The 17,823-nt window shown below is 72.1% G+C and carries 18 protein-coding genes; 3 read left to right on the forward strand and 15 right to left on the reverse strand.

Annotated features, from left to right (window positions below):
* Nucleotides 1–2 precede the first annotated feature (2 nt).
* From JK364_RS32320 to JK364_RS32350, 7 genes are all read right to left on the reverse strand, one after another.
* On the reverse strand, nt 3–563 hold the full coding sequence (locus tag JK364_RS32320) for a TetR/AcrR family transcriptional regulator (protein WP_201854890.1): 561 nt from the start codon (nt 561–563) through the stop codon (nt 3–5).
* 68 nt (nt 564–631) lie between these two features.
* Nucleotides 632–1,063 carry a hypothetical protein gene (locus JK364_RS32325; RefSeq protein ID WP_201854891.1) on the reverse strand — a complete coding sequence of 144 codons (432 nt, stop codon included), beginning with the start codon at nt 1,061–1,063 and terminating at the stop codon, nt 632–634.
* 47 nt (nt 1,064–1,110) lie between these two features.
* Nucleotides 1,111–1,833 (reverse strand): DUF1775 domain-containing protein, encoded by a 723-nt coding sequence (locus JK364_RS32330; RefSeq protein WP_201854892.1) that lies wholly within the window; start codon nt 1,831–1,833, stop codon nt 1,111–1,113.
* Nucleotides 1,834–2,008: 175 nt separating this feature from the next.
* Nucleotides 2,009–2,518 (reverse strand): pyridoxamine 5'-phosphate oxidase family protein, encoded by a 510-nt coding sequence (locus JK364_RS32335; RefSeq protein ID WP_201854893.1) that lies wholly within the window; start codon nt 2,516–2,518, stop codon nt 2,009–2,011.
* Between the two features lie 43 nt (nt 2,519–2,561).
* Nucleotides 2,562–4,064 carry an MFS transporter gene (locus JK364_RS32340; RefSeq protein ID WP_201854894.1) on the reverse strand — a complete coding sequence of 501 codons (1,503 nt, stop codon included), beginning with the start codon at nt 4,062–4,064 and terminating at the stop codon, nt 2,562–2,564.
* Nucleotides 4,065–4,180: 116 nt separating this feature from the next.
* Nucleotides 4,181–4,669: a MarR family winged helix-turn-helix transcriptional regulator gene (locus JK364_RS32345; protein WP_201854895.1), complete on the reverse strand. Its 489-nt coding sequence runs from the start codon at nt 4,667–4,669 to the stop codon at nt 4,181–4,183.
* An 86-nt stretch (nt 4,670–4,755) separates the two neighbouring features.
* Entirely contained in the window at nt 4,756–5,610 is an 855-nt protein-coding gene (locus JK364_RS32350; protein ID WP_201854896.1) for a LysR family transcriptional regulator, read from the reverse strand.
* A gap of 68 nt (nt 5,611–5,678) precedes the next feature.
* Here JK364_RS32350 and JK364_RS32355 point away from each other — a divergent pair, with 68 nt between their 5' ends.
* Entirely contained in the window at nt 5,679–6,680 is a 1,002-nt protein-coding gene (locus JK364_RS32355) for an EamA family transporter (protein ID WP_372462021.1), read from the forward strand.
* A 132-nt stretch (nt 6,681–6,812) separates the two neighbouring features.
* Here the strand turns inward: JK364_RS32355 and JK364_RS32360 are convergent, their stop codons facing one another.
* The 6 genes from JK364_RS32360 to JK364_RS32385 form a co-directional block, all read right to left on the reverse strand.
* On the reverse strand, nt 6,813–7,562 hold the full coding sequence (locus JK364_RS32360; RefSeq protein WP_201854897.1) for a nucleotidyltransferase domain-containing protein: 750 nt from the start codon (nt 7,560–7,562) through the stop codon (nt 6,813–6,815).
* 178 nt (nt 7,563–7,740) lie between these two features.
* The gene (locus JK364_RS32365) at nt 7,741–8,799 is read right to left on the reverse strand and encodes an SDR family oxidoreductase (protein WP_230992804.1); all 1,059 of its coding nucleotides are present in this window, start codon (nt 8,797–8,799) and stop codon (nt 7,741–7,743) included.
* Between the two features lie 35 nt (nt 8,800–8,834).
* Nucleotides 8,835–9,287: a MerR family transcriptional regulator gene (locus tag JK364_RS32370; RefSeq protein WP_201854898.1), complete on the reverse strand. Its 453-nt coding sequence runs from the start codon at nt 9,285–9,287 to the stop codon at nt 8,835–8,837.
* A 77-nt stretch (nt 9,288–9,364) separates the two neighbouring features.
* Complete coding sequence (locus JK364_RS32375) at nt 9,365–10,855, reverse strand: MFS transporter (protein WP_201854899.1); 1,491 nt, start codon at nt 10,853–10,855, stop codon at nt 9,365–9,367.
* Complete coding sequence (locus tag JK364_RS32380) at nt 10,852–11,493, reverse strand: TetR/AcrR family transcriptional regulator (RefSeq protein WP_230992805.1); 642 nt, start codon at nt 11,491–11,493, stop codon at nt 10,852–10,854. Before JK364_RS32380 ends, JK364_RS32375 begins: the two co-directional genes overlap by 4 nt.
* Before the next feature lie 91 nt (nt 11,494–11,584).
* Entirely contained in the window at nt 11,585–12,484 is a 900-nt protein-coding gene (locus JK364_RS32385) for a LysR family transcriptional regulator (protein WP_201854900.1), read from the reverse strand.
* Between the two features lie 168 nt (nt 12,485–12,652).
* Here JK364_RS32385 and JK364_RS32390 point away from each other — a divergent pair, with 168 nt between their 5' ends.
* Both JK364_RS32390 and JK364_RS32395 read left to right on the forward strand, forming a co-directional pair.
* A complete protein-coding gene (locus JK364_RS32390) occupies nt 12,653–13,153 on the forward strand; it encodes a hypothetical protein (protein WP_201854901.1) in 501 nt (166 codons plus the stop codon).
* Nucleotides 13,150–14,661: an FAD-dependent oxidoreductase gene (locus JK364_RS32395; RefSeq protein ID WP_201854902.1), complete on the forward strand. Its 1,512-nt coding sequence runs from the start codon at nt 13,150–13,152 to the stop codon at nt 14,659–14,661. Before JK364_RS32390 ends, JK364_RS32395 begins: the two co-directional genes overlap by 4 nt.
* Here the strand turns inward: JK364_RS32395 and JK364_RS32400 are convergent.
* Complete coding sequence (locus tag JK364_RS32400) at nt 14,646–15,083, reverse strand: DUF6010 family protein (RefSeq protein ID WP_201854923.1); 438 nt, start codon at nt 15,081–15,083, stop codon at nt 14,646–14,648. The genes JK364_RS32395 and JK364_RS32400 overlap by 16 nt on opposite strands.
* Before the next feature lie 181 nt (nt 15,084–15,264).
* A complete protein-coding gene (locus tag JK364_RS32405; protein WP_201854903.1) occupies nt 15,265–17,664 on the reverse strand; it encodes a beta-L-arabinofuranosidase domain-containing protein in 2,400 nt (799 codons plus the stop codon).
* Between the last annotated feature and the right edge of the window lie 159 nt (nt 17,665–17,823).

The raw sequence follows: 17,823 nt of genomic DNA on the forward strand, positions 1-17,823 counted from the left end.
GATCAGGAGCCGGACTCGAGGGCCCGGGCGATCCTCCGCAGGCCGGTGGCCACCTCCCGCGCCGAGGGGGCGCGCTCGGGATCGACCAGCCACTGCTGGGTCAGTCCGGCGATCAGGGCCATGTGCACCGACCCGACGGCACGGGCCACCCCGCCCTCCTCCGCGCCCTCGATGCCGTGCAGATCGGCCGCCAGCGCCGTACGGGACCGTTCGAACGCGTCGGCGAGCTGCTGCCGGACCTCGGCGGACCGTTCGGCCTGGGCGAGCGCCTCGGCGCTGGCCACCAGCAGCGGCCGGTCCGTGGTCTCGGACTCGACGATCCGGGCCCACATCGACTCCACTCGCGCCCCGGCCCCTGAGCCCGGTACGGGCTCCGCCGAGCCGGACCGCACCTTCTCGCTCCACTCGTCGAGCGTTTCCAGCAGGGCAGCGTTGAGCAGCCGCTCCTTCGAGCCGTAGTGGTAATTGATCGTGCCGAGCGGCGCGTTGGCGGCGGCGGCGATGTCCCGCGAGGTCGTACGGGCGAATCCCCGCTCCTGAAGGCATCGCTTCGCCCCGGCCATTGTGCTCGCCCTGCTCGTCGTGCTCGCCCTGCTCGTCGTGCTCGTCCCGCTCGTCGTGCGGGCGAAAATCAGGAGCCGAGCCGACCGCCGGTCAGCCGTGCCAGCGGGCCGCGACGACGAGCCGCGCGCCTGCGCAGGACGATCGCGGTGGTGGCGCCCGCCGCGGCGGCACCGGCGCCGGCGACGGCTGCCAGGACCTTCCGCGCCTTGATCATCATCCAGGCCGAACCCGCCGCCGCGGCGGCCTTCTTGGGCGCCTCGGCGGCCACGGCACGACCGGTGGCCACGGCCTTCCCGGCAGCCACTTGAGCCTTGTCGGCGGCGACATGAGCGGTGTGCGCCGCGGTCGTCGCCGCGCCCGCCGCGGCGGACTTCGCCGTGGTCTCCGCCTTGCCCGCGGTGTCCTTGGCCTTTTCCGTGGTCTCCTTGGCCTTGGTGGCGGTGGCCTTCGCGTTCACGCCGGTGCTCCGGGTAGTGTGTGCGTTCTTCTTCTCGGTCATGTTCACCGCGTTACCACTCGACCCGACAGCAAACCCGAGCCCTCGGCTCATTCGGTGCCCGAGCCGCCCGAGCCGCGCCGCTGCTGGAACAGCACAAACCCTCCGGCCAGGGCGAACAAGCAGACGCCGATGATGATGCCCACGGCGGGCCACGCGGATCCGCCGTCGGATGTCGCGGCCTTCGAAGGCTCCTCGCCGTCCGGGCTCGGCGCCTCGCTCTCCGGCTTCGGGGAGGGCGAGGCCGAGGGCGAGGCGTCCGGGGTGGCGCCGGCGGCCGCGGCCTTGAGCTTCAGCAGCGGGGCGGGATTCTCCGGCTCCGGCTCTCCGGCGCGGGCCACCTCGATCCACCGGGACACCTTGCCGCCCTCGTAGGTGTCCACGGTCTTGAAGGCCAGCGATGTGGCTTCGGGCAACTGCCGTACGACGACACTGTGTTCGGCGTTCTCGCCGGGTGCGAGCGCCGGGCCGCCGACGGAGTAGCCGTCATCGGTGGGCTTGAGCTTCCAGCCCTTCGGAGCCTGCTTCAGCTCCACATCGCCGGGGTCGATGCCCTTGGGCAGCACGGTCCGGATCTCGGTGAAACCGGCCCCTTCGTCCTCCGCCTCCGACTCGAACGTCAGCGTGACGTTCTTCGCCAGGGCGCGGGAGTCGGAGGCGCTCACCTCGGTGTGGGCCAGGGCGGGGGCCGCCGTGGCGAGGACGAGCGCCGAGGCGGCGACGGCCAGGACGCCGATCCGCCGCGGGCGGGGCGGCAGACGATGTGCTTTCACGGTATCTCTCCTCGTCCAAGGGGCGGACACCCGGGCCCTCCGCACCGGTCACCCGGCGCGCTCACCAGGTGTGTTCACCAGGTGCGTTCACATTCCCCGGTACGTACGGCCCGGACGCGATGTTCATCGTCGCCCAGGCCGGAAGCCCGCTTGTCACGGAGGGCGCGGCCGGCGGTCAGGTGGTGGCCATGTCGAGGGCCGTTCCGTACAGCCGGGACACCCGGATCCTGATCACCACGCGCCGGTCCGCCACCAACTGCTCCAGGAAGGCCGTCTCATCACGGGGATCGGCGAAGCCCGGCGTCATGGCCAGCAGTTCCCGCCCGACAGCGTCCCCGGGGGCGGCCGTCACCTCGGATACCTCCGCCTCGCCCTCGGCGACGGCGAACGACCAGCCGTCCGGCGCGCCCACATGCACGGCGGCGTGCGGGTCGCGCCGCAGCCGACGCACCTTGAGCCGATCGGCGGTGGAGGAGACGCGCAGCACACGTTCCTCGGGACTCCACTGGTGGAGCACGGTCGACAGATGGGGATGGCCGCTGCGTTTGACGGTCGCGAGCACCCCGAACCGCTGGTCACTCAGGATGCGGGACGACTCGTCGTCGGTGAGTGCCCGGGGCGCGGGCCCGGCGCCGGGCCTCGTCCCGGCGCCACTCGTCGGGTTCTTGCTTTCGGTCGTCGTCATGAGGGTGGACCTTTCGCCGGTCGTGGAGGAGTCGGAGTGCGGGTCAGGGGGTGGTGACCGGTGTGGCGGGCGGGTTGGCGTTCCGGGGTGCGGTCGGTGCGGTCGGCGCGGCGGGGGATTTCCGCGCGGGCCGCCGCAGGACGGTGAACGCCACCGCGAAGGCCGCCACGATGAGCCCCGCTCCGATGGCGAAGGCCAGGTGGTAGCCGCCGGTCAGCGCCTCGGCCCGGCTCTTGCCCCGGGCGAGCAGGGCGTCCGTACGGGAGGCGGCCAGGGTGGACAGCACCGCGACGCCCAGCGCCATGCCGATCTGCTGAGTGGTGTTGAACAGCCCGGAGACGAGCCCGGCGTCGCCCTCCTTCGCACCGGACATTCCGAGGCTGGTCAGCGCCGGGAGCGCCAGCCCGAAACCGGCGGCGAGCAGCATCACCGGGAGGAGGTCGGGGACGTAGCGGGCGTGCACGGGGACGCGGATGAGCAGGCCGAGGACGCCGGTCAGGAGGACCAGCCCGGTCAGCAGCACCGCGCGGTCGCCGAAGCGGGCGCTGAGCCGCGCCGAGACGCCGAGGGACACCACGCCGATGGCGAGGGCGGCCGGGAGCATCGCCAGACCGGTTCCGGTGGCGTCGTAGCCCAGCACATTGCGCAGATAGAGGGCGACGAGGATCTGGAACGAGAAGAGCGCGGCCACCATCAGGAGCTGGACCAGATTGGCCCCCGCCACCCCGCGCGACCGCAGGATCCGCAGGGGCATCAGCGGGGTGCGGGCAGTGGCCTGGCGGACCAGGAACAGGGCGATCAGGAGGATCGAGACGGCGCCGAGGCCGAGCGTGTGCGCCGCCGCCCAGCCGTAGTCCGCCACCTTGACCACGGTGTAGATGCCCAGCATCAGCCCGGCCGTGACGAGCAGGGCACCGAGGACATCGGCTCCGGCCGCGAGGCCCGGCCCGCGGTCGGCGGGCAGGACGGGGATGGCGACCGCGAGCGTCAGCAGCCCGATCGGCAGATTGATCAGGAAGATCCAGTGCCAGCTGAGCGCGTCGGTGAGGAGGCCGCCGAGTACCTGGCCGATCGACGCCCCGGCGGCGCCGGTGAAGCTGAACACGGCGATCGCCCTTGACCGTTCGGCGGGTTCGGTGAAGAGCGTGACGAGGATGCCCAGGCTGACCGCGGAGGCCATCGCGCTGCCGACCCCCTGGAGGAACCGTGCGGCGATCAGCGTCGCGGGGGAGGTGGCCACGGCCGCGAGCAGCGAGGCCGCGGTGAACACCGCGGTGCCGGTCAGGAATACGCGCTTGCGGCCGATGAGATCGCCGATGCGGCCGCCGAGCAGCAGCAGACCGCCGAACGCGATCAGATAGGCGTTGACGACCCAGCTGAGCCCGGCGGGGGAGAACCGCAGATCGCTCTGGATGGCGGGCATGGCCACGGTCACGATGCTGCCGTCGAGGATCACCATCAGCATGCCGGTGGCGATGACCCCGAGGGCCAGTTGGCGTGCCGGGGGGACGCGGGGAGGCGTGGGGTCGGAAGAGGTGGCGGACATGCGGACACTCCTGTCAGTAGGCGCGACAGGAGTGACCGTAGCAGATGGTTTTGTTGCAGACTATTTGTTTCGGCTCTACTTGTGGCCGGGTGGCCGGCCGTGCGGGTGTCTCCGCTCTACTTCTCGCGCTGCCGCGCCCTCCGGGCCGGGCGGGGGCTCTCGGCGGGCGTGGCCAGATGCCCCTCGGACAGCCGGGCCAACGCCCTTACCAGCGCGGCGCGTTGGGTCTCGGGGAGCGCCGCCAGCGCCTCGCGGTGGACGCGGTCCACGATCTCCTGACTCCGTTCGGCGATCCGCGCGCCCTCCTCGCTGACCGCGATGATCCGGGCCCGGCGGTCATGGGTCGAGGCACGCCGCTCCGCGAGGCCCGCCTTCTCCAGGGCGTCCACCGTCACCACCATCGTGGTCTTGTCCATGTCGCCGAGCTCGGCGAGCTGTGCCTGGGTGCGCTCCTCCTCCAGGGCGTGGACCAGTACGCAGTGCATCCGCGACGTCAGCCCGATCTCGGCGAGCGCGGCCGACATCTGGGTGCGGAGGACGTGGCTGGTGTGGTCGAGGAGGAACGACAGGTCGGGTTCGGTCTTGGTGGGCGCCATGGCGGTCATATGGCCCAGGGTAACAATTCGATCCGTACTGGATTATCCGGAACAGTCCATCTGGAGGGCCGGGAGCCGGAGGGCCGGGGCAGGGGTCAGCCGTTGCGGTAGAGGGTGGTGAGCAGCTCGACCGCGGTCTGGGTGGCGGGGTGCGGGTCGTCCCGCCACCAGGCGAGGCGTACCGCGATCGGCTCGGCGTCGCGGACCGGCCGGTAGGCGATTCCGGGCCTCGGGTACTGGTTGGCGGTGGACTCCGCCGTCATGCCGACGCAACGGCCCGCGGAGATCACGGTGAGCCAGTCCTCCACGTCGTGGGTCTCCTCGGTGGCCGGCCGGGAGTCGGGCGGCCACAGCTCCGCGGTGGTGGTGCCGGTCCTCCGGTCGACCAGCAGGGTGCGCCCGCTGAGGTCGGCCAGCCGGACCGAGCGGCGCCTGGCGAGCGGGTCGTCGGCGGCCACGGCGCACAGCCGCCGCTCCAGCCCGACGATGGCGGAGTCGAAGCGGCGCTCGTCCAGCGGTCTGCGCACCACGGCCAGGTCGCAGGCGCCCTCCGTCAGTCCCGCGGTGGCGGAATTGACGCGGACGAGGTGCAGCTCCGTCTCGGGGTACGCCTGGGCCCAGCGGCGCTGGAAGGCAGGGGTGTGACGGCCGAGCGCGGACCAGGCGTAGCCGATCCGCAGATGGGCGTGGCCCGATACGGCCTCCCGGATCAGGCCGTCCACCTCGGCCAGCACCCGCCGGGCGTGTGCCACCACGCGCAGCCCGGTGCCGGTCGGGGTCACCTCACGGGAGGTGCGCCGCAACAGCCGTGTGCCCAGGGCGCGTTCGAGCGCGGCCAGGGCCCGGGACACGGCCGCTTGGGAGACGCCGAGCGCGATGGCGGCGTCGGTGAAGGTGCCCTCGTCGACGATCGCCACGAGGCAGCGCAGTTGCCGCAGCTCCACATCCATACGTCCAGCGTATAGATAGAGCGCCGAACGCATTTTGCGCATGCATGGGCCGGGCGCACGATCGACGCATGCGACTCGCCCCCGCGTCACGCACCCCGTCCCCACGAGCGACGGAAACCGCACACCGGACCCCGCCGACCCCTGCCGACTCCGACTCCGGCTCCGGCTCCGGCTCGGGGCCGGGCCTGGACGCGAGCCTGGAGCGGGGCCTGGCCGCTGACCTTGATCAGCGGCCGACGGGACGGCGGTTCGCCGGTGTGGCCACGATGATCGGCAGCGGGCTGTCCAACCAGACCGGCGCCGCGATCGGATCCCAGGCCTTCCCCGTCATCGGTCCGGTCGGGGTCGTCGCCGTCCGCCAGTACGTGGCCGCCATCGTCCTGCTGGCCGTCGGCAGGCCCCGGTTGCGGAGCTTCACCTGGTGGCAGTGGCGGCCGGTGGTGGGGCTCGCCGTGGTGTTCGGCACCATGAATCTGTCCCTGTACAGCGCCATCGACCGCATTGGCCTCGGGCTGGCGGTGACCCTGGAGTTCCTCGGCCCGCTGTGCATCGCGCTGGCCGGCTCACGGCGCCGCGTGGACGCCTGCTGTGCGCTGGTCGCGGCGGCCGCCGTGGTGACCCTCATGCGTCCGCGGCCCTCGGCCGACTATCTGGGCATGGGGCTGGGGTTGCTGGCCGCTGTGTGCTGGGCGTCGTACATCCTGCTCAACCGCACCGTGGGGCGGCGGGTCCCCGGTGCCCAGGGGTCGGCGGCGGCCGCGGCGATCTCCGCGCTGATGTTCCTGCCGGTCGGGATCGCCGTCGCCGTCCACCAGCCGCCGACCGTGAGCGCCGTGGCGTACGCCATCATCGCGGGCGTCCTCTCCTCGGCCGTGCCGTATCTCGCGGACCTGTTCACGCTGCGCCGCGTGCCCGCCCAGGCGTTCGGGCTCTTCATGAGCGTCAACCCCGTCCTCGCCGCACTGGTCGGCTGGGTCGGTCTGGGGCAGAGCCTGGGATGGACGGAGTGGATCAGCGTGGGCGCCATCGTCGCGGCCAACGCGCTGAGCATCCTCACCCGGCGCGGCTGAAGGACCAGCGGGGATGGCCCGGTGCCTCGGTTGGTCCGACGCCTCGGATGGCCCGGGCCCGGGGGCGCAGCCGCGCTCCGCCCCCGGGTCACGGCTCCGCCCCCGGGTCACCGCTTGCCCTCAGGCCACCGCTCAGCCCGCGCCCTCGAACAGCGCCTCCGCGGCGGCGACCGCCTCGGCCAGGGCGGTGGGCTCCGGCCGCAGCCCCGCCACGATCGTGTCGACGGCGCGCAGCCCCGCCCGCTGGAGGAGCCGCTTCTCGTTGGTCACCCACTCACCGCGCGCCGCCAGCACCGCGTGTGCCGTCTGCAGGGCGGCGGTCGCCACCGCCCCCGCGACCTCGGTGGCCTGGCCACGTGCCACGTACGCCGCCGAGGCGTACCGCAGGGTCGAAGCCGCGCGCCCGCGCCACACCGGGGGCGCCGCCTCACGCAGCGCCTCCGGGTACTCGGGACGGGGCAGGGTGCCCCGCAGCACCTGGTTGAGGGCGAGTTCGGCCACCACCAGATAGCTGGGGATGCCCGCGAGGTGGAACATCAGCGGCTCCCAGTGGAAGCGGCCCTGCCGCGACTCGGCGAGTTCGTGTTCCACCACCTCGAGGTCGCGGTAGTGGATGTCCACGCGCCGTCCGTCGATGGTCAGCCAGGCGCCCCCGTTGAAGACACCACCGCCCCACTCGCCGAGTTCGGAGACCTCGCCCTCCCAGCCGATGGCCCGCAGAGCGGCCGGGTCGAAGTCGCCCCGGTAGTACAGGGCCAGGTCCCAGTCGCTCTCCGGGGTGTGGGTGCCCTGCGCACGCGAGCCTCCGAGGGTGACGGCGCGCACGGCGGGCAGGGTGGCGAGTCGCTCGGCGACATCGTCGAGGAACAGGTCGTCGGTCATACGGATCCGATCGTGTGAAGTGGATGACGGGTGCCGCGGGCACACCGAACACACGCCGGAGCACAGGCTCTGACGGCGGCGTTCATACGGCCGGTGTGCCGGGTCATCACTCCATGACGCCGACCTTACCGCCCCGCCCGGGCACCAGTCAGTCCTTCACCGGTCAGCTCTTCACCGGTCAGTCCTTCACCAGGCCCAGGCGGAACAGGCTCTCCGCGGTGTCGAGGACGGTCTGCACCGGGTCGCGCGGGGTCCAGCCGAACACCGAACGCGCCTTCTCGGTGCGCAGGATCGGTACCCGCTCCGTCACACCGACCGCTTCCCGCGCCCGTTCGTCGTCGAACTCCCGCGTGGGCACCCGGGCGGCGCGCTCGCCGAGGTGCTCGGCCAGCACCTGGGCGATCCACAGGAGGCTGACGGTCCGGTCGCCGGCGGCGAGGAAGCGCTGTCCGGCCGCGGCGGGATGTGCCATGGCCCGGAGGTGGAGCTCGGCGACATCGCGTACGTCCACCATGCCGAAGTGTGCGCGGGGGACGGCCGACATCGCCCCCTCCAGCATCGCCCGGACGTGTTCTGTCGAGGCGGACAGCCGGGGGCCGAGTGCCGGACCGAAGATCCCGGTCGGGTTGATCACCGTCAGTTCGAGGCCGTCCCCCTCCTTCGCCACGAAGTCCCAGGCGGCCAGCTCCGCGATGGTCTTCGAGCGGATGTAGGGCGGGTTGTCGTCCTCGGGGTCGGTCCAGTCGCTCTCGTCGTACTCGTCACCGTCCTTGCGGCTGTATCCCACCGCGGCGAACGAGGACGTCATCACGACCCGCTTCACACCCTGGTCCCGTGCGGCCCTCAGCACACGAAGAGTGCCGTCCCGCGCGGGGACGATCAGGTCGTCGGCGTTGTCCGGCTGGACGGAGGGGAACGGTGACGCGACGTGGTGGACGCGGGTACACCCCGCCATCGCGTCGTCCCAGCCGTCGTCCGCGGTCAGGTCGGCGCCGACGATGTCGAGCCGCCCGCCGGGATCGACACCGGAGGCCGCGACGGCCGACCGGACGCTCGTGGTGGCACCGCTGCCCCGGCCCTGCGCACGGATCGTGGTGCGGACCCGATGGCCGCTCCGCAGCAGGCCGCTGATCACATGGGTGCCGACATAGCCACTGCCCCCTGTCACCAGGACGAGTTCGCCACCACCGGCGTCGGCACCGGCGTCAGTGGACATGGGGATCGTCTTGCTGTCCATGGTTTGCTCTGGATTCCCTTCCCGAACGGTTTCTGTCACAGCGCGTCCATGACGTCCATGAGCTCGTCGACCGCCTGTCGCTCGGCGTCGGCGTCGGCGCGCTCCCGCGCGTCCCACATGTCCGCTTTGAGTCGCAGATAGCGCAGGCGGACCTCCATGAGCGCGATCTCACGCTCCAGGCGGTCCGCATTGCGCTGGAAGAGGTCGCGCAGCGGAACCACGCCCTGCGCGCCCTCGTCGAGATGGCGGAGGTAGGCACGCATGTCCTGCACGCTCATACCGGTGGATCTCAGACACCCCAGCGACCTGATCATCTCCACCACGCGGGGGTGGTAGCGCCGGTGGCCACTGTCCCGGTCCCGGTCCACCGCCGGGATCAGGCCGATCTTCTCGTAGTAGCGCAGTGTCGGCTCGGAAAGGCCGCTCAGTCGCGATACCTGCTGGATGGTCATCGGGGAGCCCCGGACCTCCGCCTCTGTCGCTGTCATATGTCGAGCATCCGATACTTGAAGCGCTTGAGGTCAAGTGCGATCGGCCGGCTGTGCCGCAACCGCCCGGCAGGTGGCTACCGGGGTGTCCCGGCCGCGGCGACGGCGGATGGGGGAGTGGGCGCGCCGGGGCGCTTCGCGGCCGTGGCGATGGGGATGTCGCGCATGAGGAACAGCGCTCCGAGGGCCAGGAGCCCGGCCGCGCCGCCGCTCCAGGCAACGGTGGAGCCGATGGCCGTGGCGGTGGGCGCGGCAGCGCCGGAGTGGCCGATCAGGGACTGGGCGCAGGCCAGGCCGACCGCGCCACCGATCTGCTTGGTGAGGGCGGAGCCCGCGGTGGCGGTGCCCATGTCGGCACGCGGGACGGCGTTCTGGGCGGCGATGGTGAGCCCTCCCATGGCCGGTCCGGCGCCGAGCCCGACGAGCAGCAGCAGAACGGACGTCAGGGCGAGAGGCGTCGTGGCCCGCAGGGCGACGAAGGCGGCGGTACCGGCGGTGAGCAGCCCCGCGCCGATCAGGAGGACCGGCTTGACGTGCCCGCTGCGCAGCACGGTGGCGGCGGTGAGCCGGTTGCCCAGGGTCATGCCGATGAGCAGGGGGAGCAGCAGCAGACCGGAGGCGGTGGCCGAGTGGCCGCGGATGTGCTGGAAGTACAGCGGCAGGAAGATCCCGACCGGCAGCGCGGCGACCTGGAAGAAGAAACCGGCGGTCAGCAGGGCGGTGTAGGTGCGGTGCCGGAACAGCCGCGGGGGCAGGACGGGGACGGCGGCCCGCCGCTCGACCGGTACGAGCGTGGCGAGCAGCGCCAGACCGCCGAGCAGACAGCCCAGCACGGCCGGGTCCGTCCAGGAGGGCGCATGTGTGGCGGTCGCGTTGCCCTTGAGGCTGAGGCCGGTCAGCGCGAGGGAGAGCCCGGCGGCGAGCAGGAGGATCCCCGCCACGTCGAGCCGGCCGGGCGGCGGGGTGGCGGGACGGCGGTCGGGCAGGGCCAGAGCGATGACGGCGCCCGCGGCCAGTCCGAGCGGGAGGTTGAGCCAGAACGCCCAGCGCCAGCCGATGTGATCGGCGAGTAACCCGCCGAGGAGCGGGCCGCCGACCATCCCCAGGATCATCATGGCGGCCATCGCCGTCTGCATCCGGATCAGCCCCTGGGGGCGGGACGGCGGGTGGAGGTCGCGGACCAGTGCCATGCCGAGCGTCAGCAGGGATCCGGCGCCCAGGCCCTGGAGCGCGCGGGAGAGGATCAGGGCGGGCATGGAGGCGGACAGGCCGCAGGCGATGGAGCCGATCAGGAAGACGGCGAGCCCGCCGATCAGCAGTCGGCGGCGGCCGTGGAGGTCGGAGAAGCGGCCGTAGACCGGCACGCTGACCGAGGAGGTCAGCAGATAGGCGGTGACGAGCCAGACGTACCAGGAGTCCCCTCCGCCGATCTGCTCGACGATGCGGGGCAGCGCGGTGCCGACCACGGTGCCGTCCAGCATGGCCAGGAAGGCGCAGCCCAGCAGGGCCAGGGTGACCAGGGTCCGGCGGCGGTGCGGGAGCGCTTCGTACGCGTCGGGTCCGGTCACCGCGCCTCCCCGGGCGCCGCGAGCGCGCCGTGCAGGAAGAGGTCCACGACTTCCTCGGTGGTCAGTGGGTCGGGGGCGCCCAGGCGCCCGGCCGACATCAGGGTCAGCTGGAAGGCGTCGGCGAGCCGTTCCGGGGCGAGCCGCAGACGGTCCCGGTCGGGTTCGAACAGCGCGGCCAGCGCCGCGCGCGGCCGGGCCAGGCTCGCCTCGCGGTCCGGGAGCCGCCCGTCCTTGCCGGGCTTGGGCGCCATGCGCTCCAGCCGCCCGGCCGCCGCGAGCGCTCCGGCGACCGCGCCGATGCGGCCCATGTGCCCGCGCACCACATCGGCCGCCTCGGCGAGCCGGTCCGCCAGCGGCTGGTCCAGGGCGATCGACTCCAGATGGGCCACGGTGTCATCGGGCCGTACGGCCTCCGCCATACAGGCCGCGAGCAGGGTGTCCTTGTCCTCGAAGACCCGGAAGATCGTGCCTTCCCCGATACCCGCGGCCCGGGCGATCTTCGCGGTCGTCACCGAGGCGCCGTATTCGACGACGAGGGGGAGCGCCGCGGTGACGATCATCGCACGGCGCTGGTCGGGATCCATGGCCGGAGCGCGGCGCCGGGGCGGGGTGGAGGGGTTCTCTGCCTTCTCTGTCATGTGGGATACGGTACGGAGTGAGTGCTCACTCCGTCAATGCGCGGTGTGCGGCCACAAGGGGAGTGGCGGCGAGACCTTCCGGCGTTCTCCGTCAGCGCGCGGCGAGCAGGGTCCGGCGCAGGGCGCGGCCCGCTTCGGACGGGGGATGGTCGCGCGAGGCGGCGAGGCCGAGACCGTGGAGCGGGGGTGGATCGGCGAGATCGACCTGGATGAGGCCGGGCTGCGAGGCGATGGTCTCCTCGGCCACGAAGGCGAGCCCGAGCCGCCGCCGGACCATGGTCAGCGCGGTGGTGGTGTCCACGACCTCCAGCGCCACGGTGCGCTGGACCCCCGCGGTGCCGAAGAGGCTGTCGACGATGGTGCGGTCGCCCCATCCCGTGGGGAAGTCGATGAAGCGGCGGTCGGTGAGGTCGGCATAGGTCACGCCGTGGGCCTCGGCGAGGGGGTCGTCGGCGCGGCAGGCCAGCCCGAGGCGTATCCGCGACACATCATCGATGATCAGATCCGGGCCGAGGACGGCGGGGCCGTGCGGGGGCACGGGCAGCAGCATGAGGTCGAACCTGCCCTCGCGCAGGGCGGTGGCGTGTCCGGCCAGCGGACCGGTCGAGTGGCGCAGCCGCACCACCACATCGGGATGCTCGGCCTGAAACGCGCTCAGCGCGCCGATCAGGTCGAACGAGCCGGTGGACAGGACCATCCCGAGTGTGACCGTGCCGCTGAGCCCCCCGGTGAGACGGCCCATGTCATCGCGCGCCCGCTGTGCCTCCGCGAGCAGGATCCGGGCCCGGGTCAGCAGCGTGCGCCCCGCGGTGGTCAGCTCCAGGGTGCGGTGCGAGCGGTCGAAGAGCGCGGTCTGGAACTCCTGCTCGAGCCGGGCCACGGCGGCGGAGGCCGCCGACTGGACGACGTGTTCCCGCTGGGCGCCGCGGGTGAAGCTGCGCTCCTCCGCCACCGCGACGAAGTACGCCAGCTGCCGGAGCTCCACTGTCATCTCCATTCGCGATGCCACACAGCACACATCATCGTTGGACACGATACCTATGGGCCCGCCACCGTGGAGGGGAAGCGGAACGCCCCGGCCGGACGGCCCGGTTCGGCGCCGTGTTCCCCCAACGTGCTCTCGCGTCAGCGCACTTCACCACGGAAGGCATCCATCGTCATGAGCGTCTCAGCCATCCAGATCGGGCTCCATCCCGATGCCATCGACTACGAGGCACCGGAGTTCGCCGCCTTCGCCGGTCTGAGCCGGGAGACGTTGCGCGCCGCCAACGACGACAACCTCGCCCTGCTGCGCGACGCCGGATACGAGGCGGACGGATGTCAGATCGACTTCGGGGAGACCGCCCTCGACACCATCCGCGCCATGCTCGGCCGCAAGCGCTACGACGCGGTCCTCATCGGCGCCGGGGTACGGCTCACCGCGGGCAACACACCGCTCTTCGAAGCCATCGTCAACCTCGTCCACACCGCGCTGCCCCACGCGCGGTTCGTCTTCAACCACTCCGCCGCCGCCACCCCCGACGACATCCGCCGCCACTACCCCGACCCGGCGTCCACCGTTCCCCTCGACCTCCCCCGCGACCTCCAGGAGGCTGCGATGAAGAACCCCGGCAATGCCGCCCGCCCCGAAGCCGCCCACGGCCCGCGGGAGACACGGTGACCGCCCCGGCCCGGCCCCACGAGGAGGCGAACCCGGACCTCCACCCCACGGATGTGCTCGTCGTCGGCGGCGGGCCGACCGGAATGACCCTGGCCGGGGATCTGGCCCGGGCCGGACGCGCGGTCACCGTGCTGGAACGCCGGCCGGCGATCCATCCGTCCAGCCGCGCCTTCGTCACCATGCCCCGCACGCTGGAAGTCCTCGACAGCCGCGGTCTGGCGGACGGCCTCCTGGCCGAGGCGAACACCACCGAAGCCGTCCACCTGTTCGCGGGCGCCACGCTCGACCTGACCCAGCTGCCCTCCCGCCACCGATACGGGATGATCACGCCGCAGACCAACGTGGACCAGGCGCTCGAACGCTACGCCCGCGACCAGGGCGCCCAGGTACTGCGCGGCACCGAGGTCACCGGCCTCGCACAGGACGCCGACGCGGTCACCGTCACCGCCCGCCCCAACGGCGATGGACCCGCGTCCACGTGGCGCGCCCGGTACGTCGTGGGGGCGGACGGGGCACACAGCACCGTCCGCGACCTCCTCGGCGCCGACTTCCCCGGCAGGACGGTCCTGACCTCCGTGGTGCTGGCCGATGTCCGCCTCGCCGACGGCCCCGCCGGAAACGGGCTCACCCTGGGCAACACCCCCGAGGTCTTCGGCTTCCTCGTGCCGTACGGGAAGGCGTGCCCCGGCTGGTACCGGTCCATGACCTGGGACCGCCGCCACCAACTGCCCGACCGGGCCCCCGTGGCGGAGGCGGAGGTCACCCGGGTACTGGCCGAGGCCATGGGACGCGACGTCGGAGTGGTTGAGATCGGCTGGCACTCCCGGTTCCACTGCGATGAACGCCAGGTCCGCTCCTACCGGCACGGCCGGGTCTTCCTCGCCGGGGACGCCGCCCACGTGCACTCCCCGATGGGCGGCCAGGGCATGAACACCGGCATCCAGGACGCCGCCAATCTCGCCTGGAAACTCGACCTCGCCCTCGGCGGCGCCGACCCGGCCATCCTGGACACCTACCACCGGGAGCGCCACCCCGTCGGCCGCCGGGTCCTGCGCCAGAGCGGTGCCATGATGCGTGCCGTCACCCTCGGGCCGCGTCCGGCGCGGTGGCTGCGCGACCATCTGGCCCCGGCCCTGCTGGGCGTCGGCCGGGTGCGCGACACCATCGCCGGAAGCTTCACCGGAGTCACCCTGAGCTATCCGCGCGGACGGCGCCGGCACGCGCTGGTGGGCACCCGCGCCACCGAAGTCCCCCTAGCCGAGGGCCGGTTGACCGAACTGCAGCGGGCCGGTGGCTTTCTGCTGATCCGCGAGAGGGGCGCGCCGCGCGTCGACACCACGGTGGCCCAGGCCGAGCGCACCGACTCCGGCCCCGCCCTGCTGGTCCGCCCCGACGGCTATATCGCCTGGGCGGGACCCGGCGTCCGTAGCGACGGCCCCGACGGCTGGCACACCACTTGGCGGGCCTGGGCCGGCCCGGCCGCCGACGCGGTCTACGCCGGGGGCTGAACAGCAGGTGATGGCGCCGGGCGGGCGGCCCGGCGCCGATGCTTGCGGAAGTACCGGAGCAGCGACGGCCCGCCCCGGAAACACCACAGCGCGATGACCGGATCGCAGATCGCACAGCCCAGCGACGAGCCATGGGCGAAGGGGACGATGGGGTTGCCCTTGATGTGGTGCACGATGTCCCACGCGGTGTGCAGCAGCCAGCCGATGCCGATGAAGGTCCACGACTCCAGGCCACGGTAGGCCACATAGGTGGCGACCGCGGTGAAGGCGAACTCCCAGCCGTCCAGGCCGCCGCCGCTGAGGTAGGCGGCACCCGCTCCGCCGACCATGATCGCGTTGAAGCGTCGGCGGTGGGGTTCGCGGATCAGGGACATCAGGAGGGCGTAGAGAACACCGATGAAGACCGGAGCGATGTATTGGATCACGGGAAAGAACTTCCTGCGGATGACGGAACGTCGGCCGCCCGGCGCGGCGACGGTTCATCACGCTAGATCCGCCCCCGGTCGCCCCACAGGGCCATTCCCGACACGTTCCAACGGATAATCGCCGGGGCCGGAGCATCGCCGGTGCCACGGCCTCCGCCCGGCCACGCTCAGGGCCCGATCACAGCAGCCGCCACAGATGGTCATCGGTGCCGTTGTCGTCGTACTGCACCACCTGGGCGCTGTTGGTGGTGGACATGCCGTCGACACCCAGCACCTTCTGGCTGTTCTTGTTGAGGACGCGGAACCAGCCGTCGCCGTTGTCCACCTTCCGCCAGAGGTGATCGGCCGTGCCGTTGTCCTCGTATTGGACGACGATGGCACTGTTGGCGGTGGACATCCGGTCCACGCCCAGGACCTTGCCGCTGTGGCCGTTGCGGATCAGGAACCAGCCGTCGCCCCGGTCGATCCACTGCCAGGCGTGGTCACCCGTCGGTGTGTTGTCGAACTGCACCACGCGGGCGCTGTTGGCCGTGGACATCCCGTCGACCGCGAGCACCTTGCCGCTGTGCTTGTTGAGCAGTCGGCGGAAGGGCGGCTCCGGGGTCCATGCCCGGCCGTCCGGCGAGGCCGTCGGAAAGCAGGTGACGCGCAGCCGGGCGGCGCCCATGGGGATGAGGGTGACCGTCTCCGCCGGTGCGCCGGTACGGGCCGGGCTCTGCTGCAGCGGGGTGACCACCTGCTCGTCGTCCGAGAGCCACTCGGGGATACGGCGCGCCTGGGCGGTCATGCGGACCGGGGTGCCCTCGTGGGTGAAGGGGTTGGCGGCGAGCGGACCGTCGTCGCGGGTGAGGACGGGGAGGGATCCGGGGGCGAGGCCGTAGTTCCACGGCGTGGTGGCGTGCACTTCGTACTCGGGGAAGGTGTCCGTGCCCGCGTAGCGCACGAAGTCCTCGCCGATGCGCAGGGAGTACGTCAGCGGGCCGTGGTCGACGCTGACCGCGCCGTGCTGCGCCGACCAGGTCCGCAGGGTGGTGCGCTGCGGCAGTCGGATCGTCACCACATCGCCGTCCGTCCAGCTCCGGTCGACCTTGACGAAGGCCGGACCGCCGCGCGCGGCCACCGCCCGGCCGTTGACCTCGATCCGGGGGTTCTCGCACCAGCCGGGGACCCGCAGATGGAGCGGGAAGGCCACCTTCCCGGGGGTGGACAGTGTGAGTGTGACGGTCTCGTCGAACGGATAGTCGGTGTCCTCGGTGACGGTGACCGTCGTGCCACCGGCCACCTCCGCGGTCACCTGGCAGGCGGCGTACAGGGAGGCGGCGAGCCCTTTGTCGGGCGTGGCCAGCCACAGCTCCTCGCTGAAGTACGGCCAGCCCATACCGTAGTTGTGCGGGCAGCAGCGGTACTGGTCGACGCCCGGCTGGTACGACTGCATCGCGAAGCCGTTCTGGAACTGCCCCTGGGACTTCACCGCGTTGTTCAGATCGATGCTGTTCGCGCTGGTGATGTAGTGGGTGCCGGTGCCCTGGGGGTCGAGTGCGGCGGGCAGCATGTTGAACGCCAGGTCCTCGCAGCGGTCCGCCCACACCGGGTCGCCGGTGATCCGGGTCAGCAGTTCATGGCTGGCCATGAACTCGACGATGCCGCAGGTCTCGAAGCCCTGCCGGGGGTCGGTGAACCCCGGGCGGTAGTTCTCGTCCCCGACGATGCCACCGCCCGGGAACTGGCCGTACGCGCCGAGCACCGACGTATAGACGCGGTAGGTCGCCTGTCTGAGCTCGGCGGAGCCGGTCAGCTGGGCGTACTGCGCGGGCTCGCGGAAGCCCTGGGCGATATTGACGTTGTGCGGGGTCGGGATGTTGTCGACCCAGTCGGCGCCGTACGTGTGCATCTTCTGGACGAGATCGAGGAGGAACGCCTTGCCGGTGCGGCGGTGGAGCCACATCGCGGTGTCGATTCCATCGCCCCAGCGGTAGGAGACCCAGTTGGTGTCGAAGGCGCCCGGGCCCTGCGCGTTCATGAACCGCAGGAAGCGGGTGAGGAAGGGGACGACGCGCTGGTCGCCGGTGAACTCCTCATGGGTGCGCAGGGCCATGAGGAGGGGGAGGAACGGCCAGAAGTCGGGGCCGCCGTTCAGCTTTGTCCGCAGGGCGCGCGGCCCGAAGAAGCCGTCGCTCTGCTGGGTGGCGAGGATGGCGTCGATCCACTTGCGGGAGTTCGCGAGCGCCGCCCGGTCACGGGTGGCCACGGCCAGCGGGACATAGCCCCGCAGCCAGTAGGGCACCTCCTCCCAGCCGTCCCGGTCCGGGTGGGTCCACCCGGTGGCGTTGACGTCGAGGAAGTGCGAGCGCTCCTCGTACCGGCCGCAGAGGCCGTGGAGTTGGAGGCGCAACTGCTCGGCCAGCCAGCCGCGCGGGGTGATGCTCCCGGACGGGAGCCGGTCGAAGGCGTCGGGCAGCGGGGCCCTTGGCCGCTTGGCCGGGGCTGCCACGGCGGCCGGGGCCAGGTGTCCGGCGAGCGCGGGGGCGCCGAGGGTGAGGGCGCCGGTGCGGAGGAAGCGACGTCGATCGAGGGGCATCGTGCGGCTCCTGTCGGTGGGGTGCCGAGGAAGACGGGTGGTGCCTGACATCGTTGTCGCGCATCACAGCACGCCAGCGGCGCGCTGTCCATAAGTTCGACAGGCCGCCCTGCCCCGGTGGGCTCTATGCTGAGCGCGATGTCCGCACCTCAGGGCCAG

This window comes from Streptomyces endocoffeicus (genome assembly GCF_016741935.1).
Lineage (GTDB): Bacteria > Actinomycetota > Actinomycetes > Streptomycetales > Streptomycetaceae > Streptomyces > Streptomyces endocoffeicus.

Excerpts from the sequence above, each read along its gene's own strand:
- JK364_RS32320 (WP_201854890.1), bottom strand. The coding sequence starts at position 563 with ATGGCCGGGGCGAAGCGATGCCTTCAGGAGCGGGGATTCGCCCGTACG.
- JK364_RS32325 (WP_201854891.1), bottom strand. The coding sequence starts at position 1,063 with ATGACCGAGAAGAAGAACGCACACACTACCCGGAGCACCGGCGTGAAC.
- JK364_RS32335 (WP_201854893.1), bottom strand. The coding sequence starts at position 2,518 with ATGACGACGACCGAAAGCAAGAACCCGACGAGTGGCGCCGGGACGAGG.
- JK364_RS32340 (WP_201854894.1), bottom strand. The coding sequence starts at position 4,064 with ATGTCCGCCACCTCTTCCGACCCCACGCCTCCCCGCGTCCCCCCGGCA.
- JK364_RS32345 (WP_201854895.1), bottom strand. The coding sequence starts at position 4,669 with ATGACCGCCATGGCGCCCACCAAGACCGAACCCGACCTGTCGTTCCTC.
- JK364_RS32350 (WP_201854896.1), bottom strand. The coding sequence starts at position 5,610 with ATGGATGTGGAGCTGCGGCAACTGCGCTGCCTCGTGGCGATCGTCGAC.
- JK364_RS32355 (WP_372462021.1), top strand. The coding sequence starts at position 5,679 with ATGCGACTCGCCCCCGCGTCACGCACCCCGTCCCCACGAGCGACGGAA.
- JK364_RS32360 (WP_201854897.1), bottom strand. The coding sequence starts at position 7,562 with ATGACCGACGACCTGTTCCTCGACGATGTCGCCGAGCGACTCGCCACC.
- JK364_RS32365 (WP_230992804.1), bottom strand. The coding sequence starts at position 8,799 with ATGGACAGCAAGACGATCCCCATGTCCACTGACGCCGGTGCCGACGCC.
- JK364_RS32370 (WP_201854898.1), bottom strand. The coding sequence starts at position 9,287 with ATGACAGCGACAGAGGCGGAGGTCCGGGGCTCCCCGATGACCATCCAG.
- JK364_RS32380 (WP_230992805.1), bottom strand. The coding sequence starts at position 11,493 with ATGACAGAGAAGGCAGAGAACCCCTCCACCCCGCCCCGGCGCCGCGCT.
- JK364_RS32385 (WP_201854900.1), bottom strand. The coding sequence starts at position 12,484 with ATGACAGTGGAGCTCCGGCAGCTGGCGTACTTCGTCGCGGTGGCGGAG.
- JK364_RS32390 (WP_201854901.1), top strand. The coding sequence starts at position 12,653 with ATGAGCGTCTCAGCCATCCAGATCGGGCTCCATCCCGATGCCATCGAC.
- JK364_RS32405 (WP_201854903.1), bottom strand. The coding sequence starts at position 17,664 with ATGCCCCTCGATCGACGTCGCTTCCTCCGCACCGGCGCCCTCACCCTC.